Source organism: Actinospica durhamensis, from assembly GCF_018139695.1.
Classification (GTDB): domain Bacteria; phylum Actinomycetota; class Actinomycetes; order Streptomycetales; family Catenulisporaceae; genus Actinospica; species Actinospica durhamensis.
On the sequence record NZ_JAGSOG010000017.1, the window covers coordinates 16,501 to 38,699 of the forward strand.

Annotated in this window: 23 protein-coding genes; 9 read left to right on the forward strand and 14 right to left on the reverse strand. The window is 72.6% G+C overall.

The annotated features are described in order from the left end of the window. Window positions 1-14 precede the first annotated feature (14 nt). On the reverse strand, window positions 15-965 hold the full coding sequence (locus KDL01_RS06065; RefSeq protein ID WP_212527342.1) for a DMT family transporter: 951 nt from the start codon (window positions 963-965) through the stop codon (window positions 15-17). Here KDL01_RS06065 and KDL01_RS06070 point away from each other — a divergent pair. Further along, window positions 964-2,400 carry an aminotransferase-like domain-containing protein gene (locus tag KDL01_RS06070; RefSeq protein ID WP_212527343.1) on the forward strand — a complete coding sequence of 479 codons (1,437 nt, stop codon included), beginning with the start codon at window positions 964-966 and terminating at the stop codon, window positions 2,398-2,400. The two genes, KDL01_RS06065 and KDL01_RS06070, sit on opposite strands and share 2 nt — an antisense overlap. A 40-nt stretch (window positions 2,401-2,440) precedes the next feature. Here the strand turns inward: KDL01_RS06070 and KDL01_RS06075 are convergent, their stop codons facing one another. The 5 genes from KDL01_RS06075 to KDL01_RS06095 all read right to left on the reverse strand — a co-directional run bounded on the left by KDL01_RS06075 (window position 2,441) and on the right by KDL01_RS06095 (window position 6,540). Next, window positions 2,441-3,346 carry a hypothetical protein gene (locus tag KDL01_RS06075; RefSeq protein WP_212527344.1) on the reverse strand — a complete coding sequence of 302 codons (906 nt, stop codon included), beginning with the start codon at window positions 3,344-3,346 and terminating at the stop codon, window positions 2,441-2,443. Continuing rightward, window positions 3,336-4,232, reverse strand: a complete 897-nt coding sequence (locus tag KDL01_RS06080; protein WP_212527345.1) for a transglycosylase SLT domain-containing protein — start codon at window positions 4,230-4,232, stop codon at window positions 3,336-3,338. Before KDL01_RS06080 ends, KDL01_RS06075 begins: the two co-directional genes overlap by 11 nt. A gap of 13 nt (window positions 4,233-4,245) precedes the next feature. After that, window positions 4,246-4,602 carry a hypothetical protein gene (locus tag KDL01_RS06085; protein WP_212527346.1) on the reverse strand — a complete coding sequence of 119 codons (357 nt, stop codon included), beginning with the start codon at window positions 4,600-4,602 and terminating at the stop codon, window positions 4,246-4,248. 107 nt (window positions 4,603-4,709) lie between these two features. Then, window positions 4,710-5,783, reverse strand: coding sequence for an S-adenosylmethionine:tRNA ribosyltransferase-isomerase (locus KDL01_RS06090; RefSeq protein ID WP_212527347.1), 1,074 nt, complete (start codon window positions 5,781-5,783; stop codon window positions 4,710-4,712). 1 nt (window position 5,784) lies between these two features. Further along, the gene (locus KDL01_RS06095) at window positions 5,785-6,540 is read right to left on the reverse strand and encodes an SDR family NAD(P)-dependent oxidoreductase (protein WP_212527348.1); all 756 of its coding nucleotides are present in this window, start codon (window positions 6,538-6,540) and stop codon (window positions 5,785-5,787) included. A 134-nt stretch (window positions 6,541-6,674) separates the two neighbouring features. Here KDL01_RS06095 and KDL01_RS06100 point away from each other — a divergent pair, with 134 nt between their 5' ends. Beyond that, window positions 6,675-7,874 carry a GAF domain-containing sensor histidine kinase gene (locus KDL01_RS06100; protein WP_212527349.1) on the forward strand — a complete coding sequence of 400 codons (1,200 nt, stop codon included), beginning with the start codon at window positions 6,675-6,677 and terminating at the stop codon, window positions 7,872-7,874. Window positions 7,875-7,878: 4 nt separating this feature from the next. Continuing rightward, entirely contained in the window at window positions 7,879-8,538 is a 660-nt protein-coding gene (locus KDL01_RS06105) for a response regulator (protein WP_307846133.1), read from the forward strand. A gap of 16 nt (window positions 8,539-8,554) precedes the next feature. Here KDL01_RS06105 and KDL01_RS06110 read toward each other — a convergent pair whose 3' ends face one another. The 5 genes from KDL01_RS06110 to KDL01_RS06130 are packed head-to-tail and all read right to left on the reverse strand — an operon-like array spanning window position 8,555 to window position 12,865. Beyond that, window positions 8,555-8,962 (reverse strand): hypothetical protein, encoded by a 408-nt coding sequence (locus tag KDL01_RS06110; protein ID WP_212527350.1) that lies wholly within the window; start codon window positions 8,960-8,962, stop codon window positions 8,555-8,557. 31 nt (window positions 8,963-8,993) lie between these two features. Continuing rightward, entirely contained in the window at window positions 8,994-10,139 is a 1,146-nt protein-coding gene (locus KDL01_RS06115; RefSeq protein ID WP_212527351.1) for a phosphotransferase enzyme family protein, read from the reverse strand. 1 nt (window position 10,140) lies between these two features. Continuing rightward, window positions 10,141-10,998: an ABC transporter ATP-binding protein gene (locus tag KDL01_RS06120; RefSeq protein WP_212527352.1), complete on the reverse strand. Its 858-nt coding sequence runs from the start codon at window positions 10,996-10,998 to the stop codon at window positions 10,141-10,143. Next, entirely contained in the window at window positions 10,995-11,777 is a 783-nt protein-coding gene (locus KDL01_RS06125; protein WP_212527353.1) for an ABC transporter permease, read from the reverse strand. The genes KDL01_RS06120 and KDL01_RS06125 overlap by 4 nt, the downstream gene beginning before the upstream one ends. Then, the gene (locus KDL01_RS06130; protein ID WP_212527354.1) at window positions 11,774-12,865 is read right to left on the reverse strand and encodes an ABC transporter substrate-binding protein; all 1,092 of its coding nucleotides are present in this window, start codon (window positions 12,863-12,865) and stop codon (window positions 11,774-11,776) included. The genes KDL01_RS06125 and KDL01_RS06130 overlap by 4 nt, the downstream gene beginning before the upstream one ends. 107 nt (window positions 12,866-12,972) lie before the next feature. Between KDL01_RS06130 and KDL01_RS06135 the strand changes: the two genes are divergently transcribed. Together KDL01_RS06135 and KDL01_RS06140 are read left to right on the forward strand one after the other, a co-directional pair. After that, window positions 12,973-15,906, forward strand: coding sequence for an FAD-binding and (Fe-S)-binding domain-containing protein (locus KDL01_RS06135; RefSeq protein ID WP_212527355.1), 2,934 nt, complete (start codon window positions 12,973-12,975; stop codon window positions 15,904-15,906). 6 nt (window positions 15,907-15,912) lie between these two features. Then, on the forward strand, window positions 15,913-16,671 hold the full coding sequence (locus KDL01_RS06140; protein ID WP_212527356.1) for an LLM class F420-dependent oxidoreductase: 759 nt from the start codon (window positions 15,913-15,915) through the stop codon (window positions 16,669-16,671). An 88-nt stretch (window positions 16,672-16,759) separates the two neighbouring features. Here the strand turns inward: KDL01_RS06140 and KDL01_RS06145 are convergent, their stop codons facing one another. After that, on the reverse strand, window positions 16,760-17,689 hold the full coding sequence (locus KDL01_RS06145) for a LysR family transcriptional regulator (RefSeq protein ID WP_212527357.1): 930 nt from the start codon (window positions 17,687-17,689) through the stop codon (window positions 16,760-16,762). Between the two features lie 110 nt (window positions 17,690-17,799). Between KDL01_RS06145 and KDL01_RS06150 the strand changes: the two genes are divergently transcribed. Then, on the forward strand, window positions 17,800-18,762 hold the full coding sequence (locus KDL01_RS06150; protein ID WP_212527358.1) for a DMT family transporter: 963 nt from the start codon (window positions 17,800-17,802) through the stop codon (window positions 18,760-18,762). Window positions 18,763-18,857: 95 nt separating this feature from the next. Here the strand turns inward: KDL01_RS06150 and KDL01_RS06155 are convergent, their stop codons facing one another. After that, on the reverse strand, window positions 18,858-19,511 hold the full coding sequence (locus tag KDL01_RS06155; protein ID WP_212527359.1) for an FMN-dependent NADH-azoreductase: 654 nt from the start codon (window positions 19,509-19,511) through the stop codon (window positions 18,858-18,860). A 101-nt stretch (window positions 19,512-19,612) separates the two neighbouring features. On the opposite strand from KDL01_RS06155, the gene KDL01_RS06160 reads away from it, so the two are divergent. From KDL01_RS06160 to KDL01_RS06170, 3 genes are read left to right on the forward strand one after another with little or no spacing between them, the layout of a single operon-like run. Then, the gene (locus KDL01_RS06160) at window positions 19,613-20,101 is read left to right on the forward strand and encodes a MarR family winged helix-turn-helix transcriptional regulator (protein WP_212527360.1); all 489 of its coding nucleotides are present in this window, start codon (window positions 19,613-19,615) and stop codon (window positions 20,099-20,101) included. Further along, window positions 20,076-20,873: a GNAT family N-acetyltransferase gene (locus KDL01_RS06165; protein WP_212527361.1), complete on the forward strand. Its 798-nt coding sequence runs from the start codon at window positions 20,076-20,078 to the stop codon at window positions 20,871-20,873. The genes KDL01_RS06160 and KDL01_RS06165 overlap by 26 nt, the downstream gene beginning before the upstream one ends. A 49-nt stretch (window positions 20,874-20,922) precedes the next feature. Further along, window positions 20,923-21,696, forward strand: a complete 774-nt coding sequence (locus KDL01_RS06170; RefSeq protein WP_212527362.1) for a class I SAM-dependent methyltransferase — start codon at window positions 20,923-20,925, stop codon at window positions 21,694-21,696. 33 nt (window positions 21,697-21,729) lie between these two features. Here the strand turns inward: KDL01_RS06170 and KDL01_RS06175 are convergent, their stop codons facing one another. Beyond that, a complete protein-coding gene (locus tag KDL01_RS06175) occupies window positions 21,730-22,044 on the reverse strand; it encodes an L-rhamnose mutarotase (protein ID WP_212527363.1) in 315 nt (104 codons plus the stop codon). Window positions 22,045-22,199 lie beyond the last annotated feature (155 nt).

Genomic DNA, 22,199 nt, shown 5'->3' on the forward strand with positions numbered 1-22,199 from the left:
CGGGCGCCGGTCGCTCAGTCCGCCCGCGCCCGCTGCGTCACCACGATGCAGCCCAGCACGACGAGCGCGGTCAGCGGCACGGTGGCGCCGACGTGTTCGCCGAGCAGGAGCACCGCCCATGCCAGGGTCAGCAACGGCTGCGCGAGTTGCAGTTGGCTGGCCCGAGCCACCCCGATCTCGCCCATACCGCGATACCAGAGCACGAATCCGCCGAACTGGGAGACCGCGGCCAGATAGGCCAGTCCGGCCACGGCCTTCGCAGTGACGTGCACCGGTTCGACGGCCAGCGCCACGGCGGTCACGGCCAGGTTGACCGGTGCGGCGAACACGACGCCCCAGGCGATCACGCGCCAGCCGGGCATGCGGGCGGAGAGCCGGCCGCCCTCGGCGTATCCGGCGGCGCACAGCAGCAGGGCCAGGAACAGGTAGAGGTCCGCGACCGTCGGCCGACCGCGGTTCTGGGCGAGGGTGAACGCGATGACGGCGGCCGCGCCGGTCCCGGCCGCCGCCCAGAAGACCCGGGACGGATGGCGTCCGGTGCGCAGCGCGGCGATCGCGGCCGTGGCCATGGGAAGCGCGCCGATGACCACCGCCGAGTGCGCGGTGGAGGCCGTCTGCAACGCGAAGGTCGTGAGCAGCGGGAACCCGATCGCGCAGCCCGCTGCGACGACGAGGAGCGCGCCCACGTCGCGGCGGGCGGGAAACGTCAGACGCGAGTACACGGCCGTGCGCGCGTCCGCCGGATGCGGCCCCGGTGTGGGAATCCGGAGCAGGGCGACAAGCGCGAGTATCGCGGCCAGACTCCCGCGTGCCCCGGCGACGAGCCAGGGGCCGAAGCCCTCGAGCGCCCACTGCGTGGCCGGGAAGCTCAGCGAGAAGGCCAGTACCCCGAGCGCGGCGAACAGCGTCCCGTTCGGCAGTGGCGATACTCGCCGGATGACAATAGCGCTATCCTGTATCTCCATGAACAAGGATAGCAGTCGGGTCGAGATCGCGGACACGCTCGCGCGCGAGATCGAGCCGCTGGCAGCGGGATCGCGAATCGCGACGCACCGTGAGCTGGTCCGCCGCTTCACGGCGAGCGGTACTACGATCTCGCAAGCGCTATCCGTGCTGACGCAACGTGGGCTCATCGCGTCCCGGCCGGGCGCGGGCACGTTCCGTACCGAGGCGCGGTCCGTGGCGCCGGCCGGGGACACCTCCTGGCAGGAGTCGGTACTCGACCGGGCGGATCAGGACCTCGCGGGCGGGCTGCTGCCCCGCAGCTTCCGGGCACCCGCGCTGCTCGGCACTCTCGCGACCTCGGGTCCTGACATCGTGGATCTCAACGGCGGCTACCTCCATCCGGATCTGCAGCCGCTGGCCGCCCTGACCGCCGCGTCGGCGCGGGCGGCGAAGCGGTCAGGGGCCTGGGACCGGCCGCCGGTGAGCGGAATCCCGGAGCTGCGCGACTGGTTCGCCGCGGACATCGGCGGCGGACTCGGCCGCCAGGACATCCTGGTGTGCGGCGCCGGGCAGAGCGCCCTGTCGACCGCACTGCGCGCGCTGTGCCAGCCCGGGGACGCGGTGGCCATCGAGTCGCCGACGTATCCGGGCACGATCGCGGCCGCGCACGCGGCGGGCCTGCGCACGGTGCCGGTCCCACTCGACCACGAGGGCATGCGCCCGGACGAGCTCGAGCAGGCGCTCGGCCGTACCCGAGCCCGCCTCGTCGTGCTCCAGCCGCTGTTCCAGAACCCGACCGGCACGAGCCTGACGGCGGACCGGGCGCGGCGGATCCTGGAGATCGCGCGCAGCCACGGGGCGTTCGTGATCGAGGACGACTTCGCCCGATACATGACCCACGCCGACGCCGGCCCCGTTCCGCCGCCGATGATCGCGGACGACCCGCACGGCACCGTGATCCACATGAGATCCCTGACGAAGGTGACCTCGCCGAACCTGCGCGTCGGCGCGCTCGCGGCGCGCGGCCCGGTGCTCGCGCGGCTGCGCGCGGCGCTGGTGATCGACTCGATGTTCGTCCCGGCTCCGCTGCAGCTGACCGCGCTCGAGGTGGTGACGGCTGCGAGCTGGAAGCGGGGCCTGCGCACGCTCGCCACCGCCCTGCTGCGCCGCCGCGAGGTGGCCGTGGCGGCGGTGGACTCGACCTTCGGCGCGCACGCACTGGCCCTGCGCCCCCGCGGCGGCTACCACCTGTGGGTATCGCTGCCCGCACACCTCGACGACGCCGGTTTCGTCGCCGTCGCACTCGCCCACGACGTCTCGCTCACGCCCGGCGCGTACTACCACGCCGCCGAGACGAGCGCGCTGCACGTGCGGATCACCTACGTCGCGGCGCCCTCGACCGCGGACGTGGACGAGGGAATCCGCAGACTGGCACCGCTCCTGGCGCAGCCGTAGCGGGCCGGGTTGGCGCCAGGCCTGGCACGCGGGACAGCGTTCAGCAGGCCTTTGACAGCGCGCACGGGCCGGCGGAGAGCGCCGCGAGCACCGTGCCGGACGAGGCCCCGTTCCACGCCGCGCTGGGCTTGTCCCCGGCGTAGGGCGCGACCCAGACCGACAGCTCCACCAGATAGCCGTAGGGCGCGGCGAGGTATTCGTGCACGGTCAGCGTCGTGCCGGTGGAGGTCGGGATGGTGAGGGTCGCGGCGTACCCGGCCGAGGAGGACGAGACGTTCGTCAGCTTCGCGCCGGAGGCGGACGCCGCGCACTTGCCCACCGAGGCGACCAGATCGCCGTAGAGCATGTAAATGCCCTGGATATCGCCGCTGCTGGTGTCGCCGGTGGCCAGGACCGTCTCCTGTGCGCTCCAGTCGTCCCGTCCACCGGTGCCGCCGGAGGTCGGGGTCAGGTCGGCCTGCGCGGCCGGGAATGCGGCGAGTTCGGACCGGTCGCCGGTGCTGAGGGCGAGTTGGCAGTCCTGTACCGCGGTGAGGATCGGCGCGCTCGCCTTCTTGTCCACGGCGGCCGGGGAACGCCAGTGGTAGGCGGCGTCGAGCGGGATCGCGGAGGGGTTCGTCCAGACCGACGCGGGCAACGCCGAGGAGGCGTAGCCGCCGCCCACCGAGACGCTCGTGGTGCGCCCGGCCGCCGTGCTCGAGGCGAGTGCGGTCGGACTCGCCTCGACCGACGCGGCCGAGGCGCCGGCATCCGCGCCGGATCCCGTGGCGGACGCGGTGGATGGTGTGGACGGGGTGGTGGTGGCGCCCGCGCCGCCGGCCTCGGTCGGCCCGAAACTCAGCAGCGAGGACGGGTGGCCGCTACCGCCGGAGCAGCCCGCGACGGCGAGCGCCATCGCCGCGACCGCGCCGAGGAACAGGGAACGGCCGACGTGCTCAGTACCCAATGTACGATCCTCCGTGATCGACGCTCTTGACTCCCGGCACGTTCTGAATCGAGCCGTAGCGGCTGAGCGCGTATCTGACTCCTGCGATGATGTTGTCGACCGGATTGTAGATGTCGTCGTGTCCCGGGAGTTTGTAGGCGTCGAAGGTGGTTCCGATCGTCTGCATGAGCCCGCGGGAGGGATCTCCGGCCTGTGCGTTGCTGTCCCAGTTGTTGACGGCGTTGGGATTTCCGCTGGATTCATGTTCGATGATGAGCAGTACCCCGGCCTTGTCGAGCTCGCTCGCCGGCACCCCGTTCGCCTCGAGCAGCGCGAAGGCCTGATCGATCCACTGGCCCACCTGCTCCTGGTTGGCGTAGTGCGCCGGCCCGGGCGGCTGGACCGAGCCGCCGCCGGAACCCCCGGACCCGCCGGAGCCGGAGTGACCGCCGCCGGAGCTGCCCGAACTCCCCGAACTACCCGAACCGCCGCCCGAGCCCGCGTGCCGACCCCTGCCGCCGGAGGTGGCGGTGGAGCCGCCGTGCGGGCTGTGCGCCTTCTTGGCCTTCGCCTGCTGCTCCTGCTCGGCCTTGAGCCTGGCCGTGACCTCGGCCTCGGCCTTCTCGTAGTTGGCCCGGTTCTGCGCGAGCGAGGCGACGTCCTGGGCCAGGCCCTGGGCGAGCGCGCTCGCGTCCTTGGTCGCGGCGGCCAGGGCGGCGAACGCGGCGAGCAGCGGCACCTCGCCGAGCAGGCCGTCGATCAGGCTGCCGGGTATGGCCTGCTCGAGCCGCTCGTGCACGGTGGCGAGCTGCCGGCTGATCGCGGTCACGCTCTGCGCCGCGGACTCCCAGGTCTTCGTCAGGGCGCTGACGGAATCGAGGTCGACCCGGTACTGGTCGCTGGGCATCGTCGCACCCCGCCTAGGCGATCCCGGCGACGGCGTACGCGGCCTCGACGGTCGCGTGCGCCGTGTCGATCGCGCCGACCAGGGCACTGATCTGCCCGGCGCGCTGGCGCGCCCGCTGGGTGAAGGCGTCCGCGGCGGCCCCGGCCCAGTGGGTCGAGTCCGCCGCGGCGGCCAACCGCCCGCGCAGCGCGTTCGCCTCCTCGGCGAGCTGCGCCAGTTCCTGCACGGCCGAGCCCAGGCCCGCGCCGGTGATCGCCTCGCGCAGCGTGCCCAACATCGCGGTGATCTCGTCCAGCGCCGATTCCCCGGCGTGTACGACATCGTCGAATCCCTGTTCCACGCCCTGTCCGATATCCCCGAACATTCCCATGCCGATACCCCCTTGGTCGGTGGAAACCGAGCCTAGTGCACCGGTCCCGAGGCGAGCCAGCATTCGCGGGGGTGGAGGTACCGAATACGCAGGAATATGCGTGGATCTCAGAGAAGCAGAAGATTGACGTCACCGAATTCGTGCCACAGATAGCGTCCGGAGATCGCTTCGGCGTAGCACAGGTCGAGCAGCGGGCGCCCGGCCACAGCCTGGAGCATGAGCAGGTGCGAGGCACGCGGTTCGTGCCACCCGGTGAGCAGTCCGTCCACCACGCGCACGCCGCGCTCCGGGGTGATGACCAGGTCGGTCCAGCCGTCCGCGGCCCGCATCCGGCCGTCGCGCCCGACCGCGGACTCCAGCGCGCGCACCACGGTGGTGCCCACGGCCACGACCCGGCCGCCCGCCGCGCGGGTGCGCTCGACCAGGCGCGCGGTCGCCTCGGGCACGGTGAACCGCTCGGCGTACGGGGCCTCGTGCGCCTCCGGGGAGGCGACGCCGGTGTGCAGCGTGATCGGCGCGATCGCGGTGCCGCGCCGCTCGATCGCGGCCACCACCTCGGCGGTGAACGGCCGGGCCGCGCTGGGCATCTCGCTGCTGCCCGGCTCGGTGGCGAACACGGTCTGATACGCCTCGATCGGCCACTGCCGGTCCACGTAGCCGTAGCGGATCGCCGTGCCGTGCCAGGCCAGGTACGCCACCAGCGAGAGCCCGCGCGGCAGGGTCAGCCGGGCGAACCAGAGCCGTGCGGTGAACGACGCGGTCAGCCGGGCGTGGGCGTGGCCGGGCAGAGTGACCGTCAGGCCGGGCGCGGCGGGCGAGTCGGCCGGTGCGTAGTACCGCGCGGCGCCGCCGTCGGGGGCGGGTTCGCGCAACTCGACCAGGTACGCGCCGCGCTCGTCCGGCTCGGCCGAGGAGATGTGCAGCGCGACCCTGCGGCCGTCGGCGAGCCGGCCGGTCAGCGCGGCCGGCAGGGTGCCGGAGTTGTTGGCCACGAGCAGGTCACGCGGCGTCAGAAGCGAGGGCAGGTCGGTGAAGGCGTGGTGCTCGGTGGCCATCCGGCCGCGATAGCCGACCACCATCCGCACCCCGTCCCTGGCCAGCCCGCGGGCCTCGGCCGGCGCGTGCGCGGCGAGTTCCTGCGGGACGTCGAAGTCGAAGCCGGTCTCCAGAACGATGGTCATCTCAGTCCTCCTCCTTGAGCAGGTCCGCGGCGCGGTAGCGGCCGGACGCGGGCGATTCGTCGAGCAGGCGGGTGAAGGCGGGCACGACCGCGGCGGGACGGCGCAGGGAGCTGAGATCCACCCCCGGCTCGGCCTCGGCGTGCATCCGGGTGTTCATGTCGCCCGGGTCCACGGCCCATACGGTGACGTTCGGCTCCTCCTGGGCCAGGATCGCCGAGGCGTGGTCCAGCGCCGCCTTGCTCGCGCCGTACCCGCCCCAGCCCGGGTACGCCTCGACGGCGGCGTCGGAGGAGACGTTGATGATCCGCCCGCGCTTGCGCCGCAGCTGAGGCAGCACCAGCTGGGTCAGCGCGAGCGGCCCGAGCACGTTGACCTCGAAGGTCTCGAGCAGCCCGACCAGCGGGAACTGCGCCAGGCTCGGCATCGGCGCGCCCTCGAGGTCGAAGCCGGCCAGCGTGGAGGCGTTGTTGACCAGCAGGTCGGCGCCGCCGAACTCGGCCGCGGCGTGGGCGAGTTCGGCCCGGTGGTCGTCGTCCACGACACTCCCGGGCCGGGAGGCGACCTCGGTCAGTTCGCCGAGCTCGGCGGCGGCGCGGGCCAGCCGGTCCGGGCCGCGTGCGGTCAGCACCAGCCGCCAGCCGCGCCGGGCGAGTTCGCGGGAGAGTTCGAGGCCGAGTCCGGCCGAGGCGCCGGTGATCACGGCCACCGGCTTGGTCGTGGCGGGCGGGTTGACGCGGTGAAGGCTCTGGTTCGTCATGCCCCGAGACTCCCGCCGCGCCGGGCGGGCGGTGATCGGGCCGGGGGCGGGTACGGCCAGGGACCTTGGACCTAGGACCAACGCCCGTATACGGTCCGATGCCCTCCTACCTGCCCGGGCGGTACGGTGAACACATGCCTCCCAACCAAGGTCGAGCAGCCGGGCTGGCCGCGATGAGCGAACTGAGCGAGGCCGTGCTCGCGGTGGCCAGGCACCTGGACACCTCGACGGTGCTGCGCACCATCCTGCGCAGCGCCCGGGAGCTCGTCGGGGCCGAGTACGCGGCGCTCGGCGTGCCGGACGGCGCCGGGTCCTTCGCCCGGTTCCTGGTGGAGGGCGTCTCGGACGAGCAGTGGCGCCGGATCGGGCCGCTGCCGCGCCAGCACGGCATGCTCGGCGTGATGATGCAGGACCCTCATCCGCAGCGGCTCGCGGACATCACCGCGGATCCCCGGTTCAACTGGTGGCCGGCCGCGCATCCGCAGCTGCGCGGATTCCTCGGCGTGCCGATCCGGGACGGCCAGGAGATCCTCGGCGCGCTGTTCCTCGGCAACACCGACCCGGACGGCGTGGGCGAGGGCGAGTGCTTCACGCAGGAGGACGAGGCCGTCCTCGAGATCCTGGCCGCGCACGCCGCGATCGCGCTCACCCACGCCCGCCTCTACGAACGCGAACGCGAGCTGGCGATCACCACCGAGCGGGCCAGGCTGGCCCGGGAGCTGCACGACGCGGTGGCGCAGAAGCTGTTCGCGCTGCGGCTGACGGTGCAGGCGGCGCAGTCGCTGATCGAGACCGAGCCGACCCGGGCGCGCGAGCAGCTGGCGCAGGTGGGCGCGCTGGCCACCGAGGCCGCGACCGAGCTGTCCACGGCGGTGGGCGAGCTGCGCGCGCCGGATCTGGCCGGGGACGGGCTGGCCGAGACGCTGCGCAAGCAGGTCGCGGTCGTCGACCGGGCGCACGCCGCGCACGGTGGCCCGAGGGTGGCGTTTCGCTGCTGTCCGCCGCCGCACCTGCCGCCGACGCATGATCAGGTCGTGCTGCGGGTAGCGCAAGAGGCACTGCACAACGCGCTGCGGCACGCCCACGCACAGCGGATCGACCTGTCGTTGTGCGCGATCTCCGAGCAGGATGCCGAGGCCGAGCACTTCCCGGGCGGCGCGCGGCTGGTCGTGCGCGACGACGGGGTCGGCTTCGACGCGGGCACGAGCGGCCGGGGTCTGGGCCTGGTGTCGATGCGCGAACGGGCGGATTCGGTGGGCGGACGGCTGACGGTGCGCGCGAAGCCGGGCGAGGGCACCGTGATCGAGTTGGAGGTGCCGGGTGGCCGGGGATGACGGCGTGGGCAGGCGTATCCGTGTGCTGATCGCGGACGACCACCCGATGGTGCGTCAGGGCCTGCGCGTCTTCCTGGAACTGGAACCGGACATCGAGGTGGTCGGCGAGGCGGCGGACGGCGCGCAGGCGGTGCGCCTGGCCGGGGAGCTGGACCCGGACGTGGTGCTGCTGGACCTGGTCATGCCGGTGCTCGACGGCCTCGCAGCGCTCGAGCAGCTGGCCGAGCGGGGGCTGGCCGAACGGGTGCTGATGGTCACCAGCTTCGGCGAGTATCGCAGCGCCCTACCGGCGCTGCGGGCCGGGGCGCGCGGCTACATCTCGAAGGAGGTGGACCCGGCGGCGCTGGCCACGGCGGTGCGGGCGGTGGCGGCCGGGCACGTGCTGCTCGGTCCGCAGGTCGCCCAGCAGCTGCTGGCGCAGGCCGGTGCGGCCGGGTCGGGTCCCGGCGCGTCGGCGGGCCGGGACCGGATGGCTCCGCAGCTGACCGCGCGCGAGCACGAGGTGCTCGACCTGATCGCGGCGGGGCGCTCGAACCGGGAGATCGCGCGGGCGCTGACCCTGGCCGAGAAGACGGTCAAGACGCACGTGTCCAACATCCTGATGAAGCTGGGCGTCGCGGACCGGACCCAGGCCGCGCTGTGGGCCGTGCGGCACGAGGAGTGATCCGCCGCGCGGGTTCCTACTGCGCGTCGGTCAGGTCCAGGTAGCGGTCGGGGCCGAGGCTGAGGAAGATCCAGGTGAAGTGCTCGTCCTGGGTGTCCTGCGGGCACTGGAACCCGCTCGGCACGAACATCTGCCACTGGCCGAACAGGCCCGTGCCGCCGCGCGCGACCAGCGACGTGCTGCCGGAGATGGCCAGGGCCTGGGCCTTGGTGACCACCACGCCGTCTCCGTACGTCCCCGCGTTCGGTGTGCTGTGATCGCGGTAGAAGTGCGCGCCGCAGTATTCGAACCGTTCCGGCGCGCTCCACGGATTGACGCCGCCGTACTCGACCCGGTTGAACAGCGTCGTACCCGCCGCCACCGCGAGCACGACCGCCACGGCTATGCCCGCCCACAGCGGCTTGGAACGCACCCAGGTGCCCACGACAGCCCTCCCCCGTCCCCCGACCTGCTTCTCAGTGCCCGAGTGTACTCCGGATGTGCTGGAGTAAGCCGGTTCCCGCGTCGGTGGCGAACCAGGCCGTATGATCCACCAGGTAGCGGTAGGCGAGTTCCGCGTTCGGCGCGGAGCGGGTGACGCCGGCGAAGTAGTCCAGCTCGCTGAGCGCGAAGTCGACGTGGCACAGCGGCAGCAGTTCGGGCAGCGCGGCACGCTCGGCGTCGGTCAGCTTCCTGATCTCCTCGTAGCCCTCGATCAGCGCCTGGGCCGCGTCCGCGTGCACGGCCGCCTCGCCGGTCTCGCTCAGCCGCACCCACTCGATCGCGTTGCGCTCGATGGCGAGGGCGAGATCGTGCACGGCGAACGCGCGGTCCGCCAGGTTGAAGTCGATCACGGTCGCGGCTTCGTCGCCGTGCCAGAGCAGGTTCGAGGCGTGCAGATCGTTGTGCGTCCACAGCGGTTCGAGTACGTCGAGCTGCGGACGCAGACGCTGCCAGTAGGGCAGGTGCAGACGCTCGAGCTGCTCGGTCCAGTCCGGCCAGCGACGCATCTCCGCTTCGAGGGCCGGGCGGCACGCGACATACCGGCGGGCCGCGGCGATCGGGTCGGTACGGCCGCCGAAGATCGAGAGGCCGCCGACCAGTGGGGCCGGGCGGCGTTCCGGCGCGTCGTATCCGGCGGCGGCTTCGTGCAGCGTCGCGAGTGTGCGGCCGGCCGAACGGGCGTGGGCCAGGGACAGGAACGGGGACCACGAGATCGCGTCGCGGTAGAGATCTTCGCCGTCGCCGACCGAGTGCACCTCGTAGATCCACTCGCCGCGGTCGCCGCCGACCCCCACCGTCCGGCCGTGCACGTCCGCGAGCACGCGCACGACCGGGGCGCCGTTCGCGACGAGGTGCTCCAGGAACCGGTGCTCCTCTCCCAGGCTCGCGGGAGTCCGCACGCTGATGTGGTGCCGCTTGACGAACACCTGCGTGCCGAGGCCGGTACGCACGAGCGCGGCCGCCGAGAGCGGACGCGGTGAGTGCCACTCCACCCGGCTCGCGCCGGCGGCCTCGGGATAACCCCGCAGCAGCAGATCGAGTTCGACCGGGTTGAGCGGCGGCCAGTCCGTCTCGGCCGGCTCCGAGCCCATGCCGTGCACCAGGTGCGGCGTGCTCATATCAGGAGGCTAACCCGCCCGGCCCGCCGCCGGCCGTGAGCGCGCCGAGCAGGTCGCGCTCGAGCCGGGCGAAGGCCGGCAGGCCGAAGGTGTCCGCGGTACGCGGCCGCGGCAGGTCCACCTCGACCCGGCGGGCCACCCGCGCGGGCCGCGAGGTGAGCACGTGGACGCTGTCGGCGAGGAACACCGCCTCCCGGATGTCGTGCGTGACCAGCACGATCGTCCAGCCGTGCCGCTGCCAGGTCTCGGCCAGCCACAGCTGCATCTGGGTACGGGTGAGCGAGTCGAGGGCGCCGAAGGGCTCGTCGAGCAGCAGCACCGGCCGCTCCATCGCGACCGTGCGCAGCAGGGCCGCGCGCTGGCGCATGCCGCCGGACAGCTGCGCCGGGTAGGCGTATTCGAACCCGGACAGGCCGAACTCGGCGAACAGCGGCGCGACCCGCTCGCGGGCCTGCTTCTTCTTCAGCCCGCCGACCTCGAGCCCGAGGATCGTGTTGTCCTCGACGGTGCGCCAGGGGAAGAGCAGGTCCTTCTGCGGCATGTAGCCGACCCCGCCCCCGCCGCCGACGTGCACGCGCCCGCCGGTCGGCCGGTCGAGCCCGGCCAGGATGTTGAGCAGGGTGGACTTGCCGCTGCCGCTGGGCCCGATCACCGCGGCGATCTCGCCGGCGCGCACCTGCAGGGACAGCCCGTCGAGCACCTGAAGCGGCTCCTGGCCGTGCCGGGCGAAGGAGTGGCTCAGGTCGGTGGCGTCGAGCAGGTAATCGGACTGGGCGTTCGGCCCGGTCGGCCCGCTCGGCTCGGCGGGCTCGGTGGGCTCGGCGGGTTCGGCGGGCTCGGCGGGTTCGATCGGCGTCATCGCTGCGCCTCCTGTGCGCGCTCGTGCTTGCGCCACGGGGTGAGCCAGGCCTGGAGCACGTACGTCAGCGCGAACAGGATCACGCTGAACAGCGCGATCACCGCGACCGTGGCGAAGACCAGGTCCGTGCGGAAGACCTGCTGCATCTGCTGCAGGTAGATGCCGAGGCCGCTCTCCGCGCCCTGATACTCGGCGAAGACCGCGCCGCCGATGGCGTAGGTGATGGCCACCCGCAGGCCGGAGAAGAAGAACGGCAGCGCGCCGGGCACCCGGACCGTCCAGAAGATCCGCCACCGGCTCGCGCCCATCGAGCGCAGCAGCCGGTCGGCGTCCCCGTCGGCGGTGGCGAAGCCGGAGGCCAGCGACACGGTCAGCGGGAAGAACGTGGCCAGCGCGACCAGCAGCACCTTCGGCATGATGCCGAACCCGAACATCACCACGAACAGCGGCGCGATGGCCACGATCGGAAGGGTCTGCGAAGCCACCAGTATCGGATAGACCGCGCGGCGCACCGGCGGGGTGAAGTCCATGGCGGTGGCCAGGATCCAGGACAGCGCGAAGGACAGGGCGAAGCCGAGCTCCGTCTCGCGCAGCGTGGGCACGGCGTTGTGCCAGATGGTGGCGCGCTCGTGCCAGCCGGCCGAGACGACCTGGCTGAGCGAGGGCAGCACCTGCGGGTTGCGGATGCCGTGGTCGGCCAGCAGCTGCCAGCCGACCAGCAGCACGAGCGCGAGCAGGACCGGGGGCCACAGCAGGCGCAGGACGCGGCTCGGGCTCATGCGGTCACGCTCGCCGGGAGGTATGCGTTGGTGAACAGCGTGGACACCTTCGGTTCGGTGGTGATCGGCTTGCCCGACGCGTCGGTGAGGATGCCGTTGCGGAACATGAAGTCGGTCAGCGCCTGCCAGCGGTCCTGGCTCTGGTACCCGATCTGGCCGGCCGTGTCCTTGTAGTACTCGCTCGCCTCGAGCTGCGCGCTCTTGAGCACGAGCGCGCGCTGGGTGCCGAGCACCGACTCGTTGGCCTGGATGAGCAGGTTCGCGGCCTCGGTCGGATGGGCGGTCGCGTAGGCGTAGCCCTCCTCGATCGCGGCCAGGAAGCGCCGGGCGAGGTCGCCGTTGCCCACCAGGTAGCGGTTGGACGAGGCGATGATCGCCGAGTAGATGGCCGGGAAGCCGTACGCGGTGACGTCGAAGGTGCGCAGCGGCTTGCCCACCATCGCGGCCTGGATCACCTCCCAGGTCGGCTCGGGCATCGCGAAGTCGGCCTGGCCGGCGTAGAGCGCCTGGTAGGCGTCGGTGTTGAGGGTGACGTTCTTGAACTGCCCGGTGCCGCCCGCGGCCTTGATCACGTACTGCAGCATCGGGACCTCCATCGGACCGCCGTATCCGGCGTAGGTCTTCCCGTCCAGCTGCGCCGGGCTGGTGATGGAGGAGTCCGCCCGCACGCCGATGCACACGTCGGTCTTCTGCGTGATCGCGAAGACCGAGACGATGTCCCCGCCGGAGACCGCGGCCTCGGTGAGCCCGTCCTGGTAGGAGATGCCGAAGTCGGCCTTGTGCGTGGAGACCAGCACCTCGGGCGCGGTCGAGCCGTAGGGCACGATCCGCAGGTCGAGCCCGCGCTGGGCGAAGTAGCCGAGCTGCTGGGCGACGTAGATCCCGGTGTGGTTGGTGTTGGGCGTCCAGTCCAGGGCGAGGCTGACCTGGGTCAGTCCGCTCGCACCGGTGCCCGCGCCGCCCAAGTTCCGGCCGGAACCGCCGCCCCAGGCCGTGAGCGCGGTCACCCCGGCGCCGAGGCCGAGGGCGACCAGCGAGCGCCGGGTGAGGTTGGGCGGGCGTACGCCCTTGTCCGGAGGTGGAATCACGGATGATGATCCTACCTGCCCGACCTGTCCGCCCCGTCCGGCCGACTGCGCGCCCGGTCCGTCCCGCCGTCCGCCCCGTCCGGCGCCGCTGCCCTAAGATCGCCGGTATGTCCAGGGTCAGGGACGTGGCCGGTCTGGAACCCGACCTGCGCGCCGCGGTGCGCGGGGACGTGGAGTTCGACTCGGGCACGCGCGCGGCGTATGCGACCGATTCGTCCAACTATCGCCAGATTCCGATCGGGGTCGTGTTCCCCGCGTCCGCCGAGGACGTGGCGGCGGCGCTGCGGGTCTGCGCGCGCCACGACGTGCCGGTGCTCGGCCGCGGCGCGGGCACCTCGCTGGCCGGGCAGACCTGCAACGAGGCGGTGGTCTTCGACTTCAGCCGGCACATGAACCGCATCCTGGAGATCGACCCGCTGGCCCGCACCGCCCGGGTGCAGCCGGGCGTCGTGCTCGACGACCTGCGGGCGGCCGCCGGACAGTACGGGCTGACCTTCGGCCCCGACCCGGCCACGCACGCCTGGTGCACGCTCGGCGGCATGATCGGCAACAACTCCTGCGGCACGCACGCGCTCTACGCCGGCAAGACCGTGGACAACGTGCTGCGGCTGCGGGTGGCGTGCTACGGCGGCGCGGAGTTCGAGTTCGGCGCGTACGACGAGGCCGCGTACGCCGCGCTGGTGCGCTCGGGTGCGCCGGAGGCCGGGCCGCTCGGCTCGCTGCGGGAGATCGGGCGCCGCCACGCCGACCTCATCCGGGAGCGCTACCCGGACATCCCGCGCCGCGTGTCCGGCTACAACCTCGACCAACTGCTGCCGGAGCAGCCGACGCACGTCGCCCGGCTGCTCGTGGGCACCGAGTCGACGTGCGCGCTGGTGACCGAGGCCGTGCTCGTCCTCGCGCCGAGTCCGGCCGCGCGCCGGCTCGTGCTGCTGGCCTACCCGAGCGTGTTCGATGCCGCCGACGCGGTGCCCTCGATCCTCGCGACCGAGCTGCCGCATCCGCTGCTCGGCTTGGAAGGGTTCGATGTCACGCTGGTGCGCCAGATGCGGGCGCGCGAGCTGAACGCGGCGCACCTGCCGCTGCTGCCGGGTCTCGAGCAGGCGCTGGAGGCGGATTCCGGCGGCTGGCTGCTGGCCGAGGTCGGCGGCGCGGACGAGGGCGAGGCGGACGCGGCGGCGCACGCGCTGATCGACGCGCTGCCGCCGGAGGTCGGACGTCGGCTGCTCACCGCCCCCGAAGAGCAGCGCGGGGCCTGGGCGATCCGCGAATCCGGGCTCGGCGCCACCGCGTTGCGCGAGGACGGCGGGCACAACGTGGAGGGCTGGGAGGACGGGGCCGTTCCCCCCGAGCGCCTCGGCGCGTACCTGCGCGCGATCACCGAGCTCTGGCACGAGTACGGCTATTCCGGCGCCTGGTACGGACACTTCGGCCAGGGCTGCGTGCACACGCGCAACAACTTCGACCTGCACACGCCCGAGGGCCTGCGCGCGTACCGGGCGTACGTGGAACGGGCGGCCGACCTCGTGGTCTCGCTCGGCGGCTCGCTCTCCGGCGAACACGGCGACGGCCAGGCCCGCGGCGAGCTGCTCGAGCGTATGTACGGACCCGAACTCGTCGACGCGTTCCGACAGGTCAAGGCGGTGTTCGACCCGCGCGGCCGGATGAACCCGGGCAAGGTGGTGGACCCGTACCGGCTGGACCGGAACCTGCGCTACGGCCCCGGCTACCGGCCGTCGCGGCTGGGCGAGAGCCTGTTCGCCCTCGCCGAGGACGGGGGCTCGCTCCAGCACGCGGCGGAACGCTGCGTCGGCGTCGGGCGCTGCCGCCGGGACGACACCGGCGTCATGTGCCCCTCGTACCGCGCCACCAGGGACGAACGCCACTCCACCCGCGGCCGGGCGAAGCTGCTGGTCGAGCTCTTCCAGGGCGAGGCGACGTCCGCGACGTGGCGCAACCAGGACGTGCGCGAGGCGCTGGACCTGTGCCTGGCCTGCAAGGGCTGCGCCGTCGACTGCCCCACGCACGTGGACATGGCGACGTACAAGGCCGAGTTCCTGGCGCACTTCTACCGCAGACGCCTGCGACCGCGCGCCATGTACGTCCTCGCACTCACCCCGTGGCTGCTCCGGCTCGGCGCGCGCGTGCCCCGGCTGGCGAACGCAGCGACCGGGGGCGGGCCCCTCGGCGTACTGGGGCGCAGGGCGGTGGGAGTCACCACGCGGCGCGAGGCACCGGTGATCGCCGCCCGGACGTGGCGGCGGCGACGCTCGGGTGCGGCCACCGCCGCGCCGACCGTCGTGCTCTGGCCCGACACGTTCACCGACGCCTACCGGCCGGAACTCGGCGAGGCCTGGCAGCACATCTTCGAGTCCGTGGGCGAGCGCGTCGCCGTCCCCACCGACTGGGCGTGCTGCGGGCGGCCGCTCTACGACGCGGGCATGCTCACCCTCGCCCGGCGCACGCTGCGCGGGCTGCTGGACGTGCTGCAGCCGTTCATCGATCAGCGCATTCCCGTCGTCGTACCTGAACCGAGCTGCCTCGCGGCGTTCCGGGACGAGCTGCCGGGCCTGCTCGCCGACGACCCGCGCGCAAAGATCCTGGCCGAGCTCGCCCGCTCCCCCGCCGAGCACCTGCTCACGCTCGCCCCCGACGCGCTCGACGCGCTCGCGGCACGCAGCGGTGCGGCGGTTCGGCCGCAGGTTCTGCTACACCCGCACTGCCACGCGCGGGCGGTGGGCGCCACCGACGCCGACAGGCTGCTGCTGGAACGGCTCGGCTACCGCGTGGAGATCCTCGACGCGGGCTGCTGCGGGCTGGCCGGCTCGTTCGGGTTCGACGCAGGGCACGAGGAACTCTCGCGCACGATCGGCACCGAACACTGGCTGGCCGGGATCGTGGCGCGCACGGACGCGCACGATGATGACTGTAGGCTGATGATCGACGGATTCTCCTGCGCGACGCAGTACCGGCAGCTCGCGCGACCGTCATCGACCGCCCCCCGGCCGCAGACCCTGGCCGAGCTCATTGGGAGGACTTGAACCACCGTGGCACGTTTCAAGGTAGGCATCCAGCTGCGCCCGCAGCACTGCACCATGGACCAGCTGCTCCAGGCCTGGCGCACCGCCGACGAACTCGGCGCGGACACCATCTGGACCTGGGACCACTTCTACCCGCTGTCCGGCGAGGCCGACGGCCCGCACTACGAGTGCTGGACCGTGCTCGGCGCCGCGGCCGCGATCACCCGCAACGCGAAGATCGGCGCGCTGGTCACCTGCAACTCGTACCGCAACCCCGAGCTGCTCGCGGACATGGCCCGCACCACCGACGAGATCAGCGGCGGCCGGGCGATCCTGGGCATCGGCTCCGGCTGGTTCGAGCGGGACTACACCGAGTACGGCTACGAGTTCGGCACCGCGCCCGAGCGGCTGCGCGCGCTCGGCACCGCGCTGCCGCGGATCAAGGAGCGCCTCGGCAAGCTCAACCCGGCCGCGCCCGACCTGCCGATCATGATCGGCGGCTCCGGCGAGAAGGTGACGCTGCGTCTGGTCGCCGAGTTCGCCGACCTGTGGAACGCGTTCGGCCCGGTGGACAACTTCCGGCACAAGAACGACGTGCTCAACGAGTGGTGCGAGAAGCTCGGGCGCGACCCGCACTCCATCGACCGCACCGTGATGATCCGCAACGAGGAGGTCGACGACTTCCAGTCCTACCTGGACGCCGGCGCCACCCACATCATCCTCGGCGGCGACGCCCCGTTCGAGTTCGCCCCGCTCGAGCGCCTGCTCGCGCACGCCCGCGACTGACGCCTCGTCGGGGCGGCCGCGGCGGGGGCATCGCCGGCTCCCCGCCCGCGGCCGCGGCGCGCATCACGCCGTGCGCCGCGCGCTGCCGTCAGCTCGCCGCGGCCGCCGCGAGCGGGTTCACGACCTCCTTGAGCAGCCTGCGGAACTGGGCGAGCGGCGAGGCCGGCTGAGCCGAGCCGCTGCGCACCGCGACGGCGATGTGGCGGGTCGGCGGGTTCGACCGGATCGGCAGGACCCGCACACTCTCCGGCAGGTGCGGGGGCAGGCCGAGCATCGGGATCACGGTCACGCCGAGGCCGTGGCCGACCATCGAGACCGCGGCGGCGAAGTCGGTGGTGTTGTGCGCGGCGTGCGGCTGGAACCCGGAGACCGCGCACGCGGCCATGACGATCTCGTGGCACGAGGTCCAGTGCCGGGAGAGCACCCAGGGCTCGTAGGCGAGCCGGCTGAGCTGGTCGAGCTCGTCCAGCGCGCCGAGCGGGTGGGCGCGCGGGACCACCGCGCGGTAGGTGTCGGCGATCAGCGGTTCGAGGCTGATGCGCCGGTCGGCCAGCAGCGGCCGGTTCGGCGCGATCATCACGACGGCGAGGTCGAGCTCCCGGTCCAGCAGCAGCGCCATGGCCTCCTCGGACTCGACCTCGTCGATCTGGATGCTCCAGCCCGGGTTGCGCAGCAGCGCGCTGGAGACCGCCTCGGCGACGAAGTTCTGCAGCGAGGTGGAGAAGCCGCCGATCCGCAGGACCGCGGCGTCGCCCTGCTGGTAACCTCGCATGTCGCTCTCCGCCTGTTCGAAGCGTTCGAGGATGGCGTCGGCGTGTTCGAGCAGGATCTTCGCGGGCTGCGTCAGCACCACGCCGCGCCCGCGCTTCTCGAGCAGGGTGCAGCCGGTGGTGCGGGCCAGCGAGGTGAGCTGTTGGGAGACCGCCGACGGGCTCAGGTGCAGTGTCTCGGCGGCGGCCACGACGGTGCCGTGATCAGCGAGGGCGCGCAGGGTGCGCAGGTGCACGGGGTCGATCATGCAGATCACCTTCATGATTACGTGCAGATCTTTTCGATAGACGAGCAGGTTACCTGACCTGTTGGCTTGAGGCCATGCCCGTACGCACCGTTATGCCTCTTCGCGACCGATTGTCGGCCACTTACATCGTGCTCTGCTGGGGACTGAGCTTCCCGGTGACCGAGGGCGCCCTCAGCGCCCTGCCCCCGTTCCTGGTCGGCGGCCTGCGCTTCTGCTGCGTCGCCCTGTGCTGCCTGTTCGTCCCGCGCCCGGCGCTGGCCTGGCGCTGGATCGTACTGATCGGCCTGTTCAGCAGCACCGGCCAGTACGGCCTGCTCTACCTCGGCATGGCGCACGGCATGCCCTCGGGGCTGACCGCCCTGGTGGTCAACGCGCAGGCGCCGATCACGATCGTGGTCGCGGCCCTGGTCCTGCGCGAACGCCCCACCCCGCGCCGCGTCGGAGGCGTGCTGATCAGCACCCTGGGACTGGTCCTGGTCGGGCTCACCCGCGGCCAGTCCGTGCCCTGGTCCGCCCTGCTACTGGTGCTGGGCGCCGGAACGAGCTGGGCGATCGGCAACGTCTGCACCCGCATGGCGCCGTTCACCGAACGCAGGCCGGACAACGCCTTCCGCCTCGTGGCGTGGTCGGCCCTGATCCCCCCGCTCCCCCTGCTCGCGCTCTCCCTGACCCAGAACGTGCCGGGCCGCGGCCGCGGCGTCCACGCCGAACTCGCCGCCATGGCGGCCGCCGGCCCCCGCGCCTGGCTCGCCCTGGCCTACATGGTCGTACTCGGCACCATTCTGGGCATGAGCGCCTGGTCCAGCCTGTTGGCGAAACACCCCGCCGACCGCGTCACCCCGTACGCACTGGGCATCCCGGTGGTGGCGCTGCTCTCCAGCAGGATGCTGATCGGCGAGCCACTCACCCTGGCGACGGTCGGCGCCTGCGCCCTCGTGCTCGCGGGCATCGCGCTGGTGGCCCTGCCAAGCCGCGCCGGTGCGGCAGCGGAGGCAGAGGCGGTACCGACTGCGGCAGTACCGGCACCGCCGTTGCCCGCGGGGGACGAGGACCTCGCCGCGAGCTCGGCCTGACCGTGCGCCGTTGAACGGATCAGACCTCTGGTGCTCGCACCCGTACAGGCTCGCACCCGGGCTCGTGCTCGGGCGCTGCTTCTTGCCGGAGTGGATCAGGCTGCGGCGAAGCGGGCGGCGAGTTCGCGGGCGGAGGCCTCGGCCGCCTGGTGGGCCTGGGCGCGCTGCTCCTTGGCCTGCGGGATGAGGTCGGCCATGGCCGGGTTGCGCTCGGCCAGGGTGAGCTGGGCGGTGACGAAGGTCAGGTCCAGGCCCATGGCCTTGCCCAGCACGGTCTCGAGGTAGGGCTGGACGAAGTCCCAGCCCTCGCGCGGGGTGCCGGGGAAGTAGCCGCCGCCGTAGCTGAGCACGACGGTGGCCGGGCGGCCGGCCAGCGGGGGCTGGTCGCCGCCGGCCGTCTTGCCGACGAGCACGATCTGGTCCAGCCAGACCTTGAAGCTGCCGACCACGCCCCAGTTGTACATCGGTACCGCGATCAGGTAGGCGTCCGCGGCCAGCACCTCGTCGACCAGCTCGGTGCGGGTGCGCAGCGCGGCGACCTGCTCCGGGGTGCGCTCGTCCTCGGGCACCTGGACGGCGAAGAGCGCGGCCTCGGTCAGCGGCGGGACCGGCTCGGCGCCGAGGTCGCGGTAGGTGACGACGCCGTCCGGGTGCTCGGCGGCCCAGGTCTGGCGGAAGGTGCGGGCGATCTCCTTGGACACCGACGCCTCCGAGAACAGCGAGGAGTCGATGTGCAGCAGGTGGGCCATGAGTGTCTCCGAAGATTGTCTGTGGGGCATCTCGTCTTGAAACAAGAATGTCTGTCTCACAGATTATTTGTCAACCCCGCCAAATGCGCTACCCTGGGGACATGCCGGAAGACCCCGCACCCGCCCTGCCCGCCGGACTCGAAGAGAGCCTGTCCTGGCTCCTCGCCGGGTCCTTCCGCGCGCACCTGGCGGCCATGCGCGAGGTCCTCGGCGATCTGCCGCACGGTTCACGCGGCTTCGAGGCGCTGTGCGGCGCCGCCCACGGGAGCGCGCGCAACCAGGCGGAGCTGGCCAAGCAGCTGGGCGTGGACCGCACGGTGATGGTCTACCTGGTCGACGACCTGGAACGGGCCGGCCTGGTCGAGCGCCTGGCCGATCCGCGCGACCGACGCAGCAAGCTGATCCGCGCGACCGAGGCCGGACACGAGCGGCTGCGCGCCCTACAGGAGCGCACCGCCACCGTCGAGGCCGAGCTTCTCTCCGATCTCTCCCCGGCTGAGCAGGAGCTTCTTCGATCCCTGCTGCGCCGCGTGGCCTCCCGGGGCGCTGGGTATGATCTAGCTCATGCCTGTACCAAGGACGAGTGCTGATGAGCTGTTCGCGGTCGCCGCGGACTGCTGGGGATACCTCGAGACCGAACGCATCGACGGCTGGGAACTGCGCGCCGGGGCGGGTTTCACCCACCGCGCCAACTCGGTCTGGCCGGTCGGCTCGCTGACCCGCGAACTGCCCGCGGCCCTGGTCTCCATCAGCACCTGGTACGCCGGGCGCGAGCTGCCCGCACTGGTACAGGCCGTGATCGGCAGCGAGCTCGACGACATGCTGACCGCGCACGGCTGCGAGGACGGCGTGGCCGCGGCACTGCGCCAGACCGCGTCGGTGCCCGAGGCGCGCGCGTTCCTGGCCGGGCTCGAGTACCCCAACGTCCCGATCTCCACCGCGGATCGGCCGCAGGAGCGCTGGGCCCTGCTCTACCGCGCGGGCACGATCCCCCCGCAGGCCAAGCAGATCATGGGCGCAGGCGATCGCTTCTGCTACGCCACCGTGTACGACGAGGCCTCGGGTCGCCCGCTGGCCATCGGCCGCGGCGTGCTGGCCGGCCCGGACCACTCCTGGGTGGGCCTGGCCGCGATCGAGACCGCCCCGCAGGCCCGCCGGCGCGGACTGGCCCGGCTCATCATCAAGACCCTGCTGGACTGGGCGGCGGAGCACGGCGCCACCGACGCGCTGCTGGAAGTGACCTCGGACAACGCACCCGCGCTCGCGCTGTACGCCTCGATGGGCTTCACCACCGGCCACGCGTACCACTACCGGCCGGTCCCCGGCCCGGACGCGGCCCGCGTCGATCCGGTGGCCTGCTGAGCGGCCCGCTGACCGGCCCAGCGCGACGGTGATCCAGTAGCCTGCCGCCATGGCGGAACAGTCCAAGTTCGACTCCGAGTCCACGGCCCGGCACTACGCGGCGGCCCGGCCCTCCTACCCCGACGCGCTCTTCGACGCGCTCGACGAGCTACTGGCCGGCCGGCTGGCCGGGGCGGAGGTGGTCGACGTCGCGGCGGGCACCGGCATCGCCACCCGCGCGCTGGCCGGACGCGGTGCGCGGGTGACCGCGGTCGAGTTGTCCGGGGCGATGCTCGGCGAGCTGGTCGCGGCGAGCCCCGGCGTCCGGGCGGTGCAGGGCAGCGGGAACGCGCTGCCGCTCGCGGACTCCTGCGCCGACCTGATCACCTATGCCCAGGCCTGGCACTGGATGGACGCCCCGCGCGCCCTGGCCGAGGCCCGGCGGGTGCTGCGGCCGGGCGGCGTGCTGGCGCTGTGGTGGAACCAGACCTCGCGCGGGAGCGGCTGGGAGTGGGAGCAGGGCGAGCGGATCACCGCGGCCAACATGCAGTGGCACAAGCACTCGACGGACTACATCTGGGAGCACCTCGAGCTCGAGCCGGAGCTGCCCAGGCACGCGTTCGAGTTCGAATGGGAGCGCACGATCCCGCTCGAGACGCACCTGTCGAATCTGGCCTCGAAATCGTACATCGCAGAGCTCGGCGACGCGATGCCGGCGTTCCTGGACCGGGAGCGCGCCATCCTCACCGAACTGTTCCCGGATGGTCGGATCACCGAGCGGTTCAGCACGCTGCTCGCGGTCGTGCTGTTCGGCACCGACCTCTCGCTGGCCGCCCGGTCCTGACCGCATCGGCGGACGCGTCGCCGCCGCGCCCACCTACGGCAGCCGCCAGACCTCGGGCAGCCCGGCCTCGGCGCCGTCGGTCGAGTAGTCGTGCGCCACGTCGAGCAACTCGGCCATCCGCGCCTGCCAGGTCACGTTGACCGGCAGCTGCTCCAACTCGGCCAGCAGCCGCCCGTAGTCCTCGCACTCGATCAGGTGGAACAGCTCGCAGCCGCTGCGCCAGATCGACCAGCTGCTCGCCCCGGCCGCGCGGATGGCCGCCGTCAGCTCCGGCGGCACCTCCCGGTGCGCGGCCTCGTACTCCTCGATCCGGTCGGCCCTGACCCTGGTGTGCAGCGCGATTCGCATGCGGCCGTTTCTATCACAGACCTCCGAGGTCTCGACAGGCCGGGCCGCGCGGGGAGCGGAGGGCCCCGGACCGCGGGCGCGGGGCCGCGTTAATTGCGTTGCCCCGGTGGGCGGGGTGTGGCTCAATGGACTGCGGCGCGGCTGAGAGTCCGATC

Bases quoted from the DNA above. Each gene is read 5' to 3' on its own strand.
- KDL01_RS06070 (WP_212527343.1), top strand. From the start codon at position 964: ATGAACAAGGATAGCAGTCGGGTCGAGATCGCGGACACGCTCGCGCGC.
- KDL01_RS06065 (WP_212527342.1), bottom strand. From the start codon at position 965: ATGGAGATACAGGATAGCGCTATTGTCATCCGGCGAGTATCGCCACTG.
- KDL01_RS06080 (WP_212527345.1), bottom strand. From the start codon at position 4,232: ATGCCCAGCGACCAGTACCGGGTCGACCTCGATTCCGTCAGCGCCCTG.
- KDL01_RS06085 (WP_212527346.1), bottom strand. From the start codon at position 4,602: ATGGGAATGTTCGGGGATATCGGACAGGGCGTGGAACAGGGATTCGAC.
- KDL01_RS06090 (WP_212527347.1), bottom strand. From the start codon at position 5,783: ATGACCATCGTTCTGGAGACCGGCTTCGACTTCGACGTCCCGCAGGAA.
- KDL01_RS06095 (WP_212527348.1), bottom strand. From the start codon at position 6,540: ATGACGAACCAGAGCCTTCACCGCGTCAACCCGCCCGCCACGACCAAG.
- KDL01_RS06100 (WP_212527349.1), top strand. From the start codon at position 6,675: ATGCCTCCCAACCAAGGTCGAGCAGCCGGGCTGGCCGCGATGAGCGAA.
- KDL01_RS06115 (WP_212527351.1), bottom strand. From the start codon at position 10,139: ATGAGCACGCCGCACCTGGTGCACGGCATGGGCTCGGAGCCGGCCGAG.
- KDL01_RS06120 (WP_212527352.1), bottom strand. From the start codon at position 10,998: ATGACGCCGATCGAACCCGCCGAGCCCGCCGAACCCGCCGAGCCCACC.
- KDL01_RS06125 (WP_212527353.1), bottom strand. From the start codon at position 11,777: ATGAGCCCGAGCCGCGTCCTGCGCCTGCTGTGGCCCCCGGTCCTGCTC.
- KDL01_RS06135 (WP_212527355.1), top strand. From the start codon at position 12,973: ATGTCCAGGGTCAGGGACGTGGCCGGTCTGGAACCCGACCTGCGCGCC.
- KDL01_RS06145 (WP_212527357.1), bottom strand. From the start codon at position 17,689: ATGATCGACCCCGTGCACCTGCGCACCCTGCGCGCCCTCGCTGATCAC.
- KDL01_RS06155 (WP_212527359.1), bottom strand. From the start codon at position 19,511: ATGGCCCACCTGCTGCACATCGACTCCTCGCTGTTCTCGGAGGCGTCG.
- KDL01_RS06160 (WP_212527360.1), top strand. From the start codon at position 19,613: ATGCCGGAAGACCCCGCACCCGCCCTGCCCGCCGGACTCGAAGAGAGC.
- KDL01_RS06165 (WP_212527361.1), top strand. From the start codon at position 20,076: ATGCCTGTACCAAGGACGAGTGCTGATGAGCTGTTCGCGGTCGCCGCG.
- KDL01_RS06170 (WP_212527362.1), top strand. From the start codon at position 20,923: ATGGCGGAACAGTCCAAGTTCGACTCCGAGTCCACGGCCCGGCACTAC.
- KDL01_RS06175 (WP_212527363.1), bottom strand. From the start codon at position 22,044: ATGCGAATCGCGCTGCACACCAGGGTCAGGGCCGACCGGATCGAGGAG.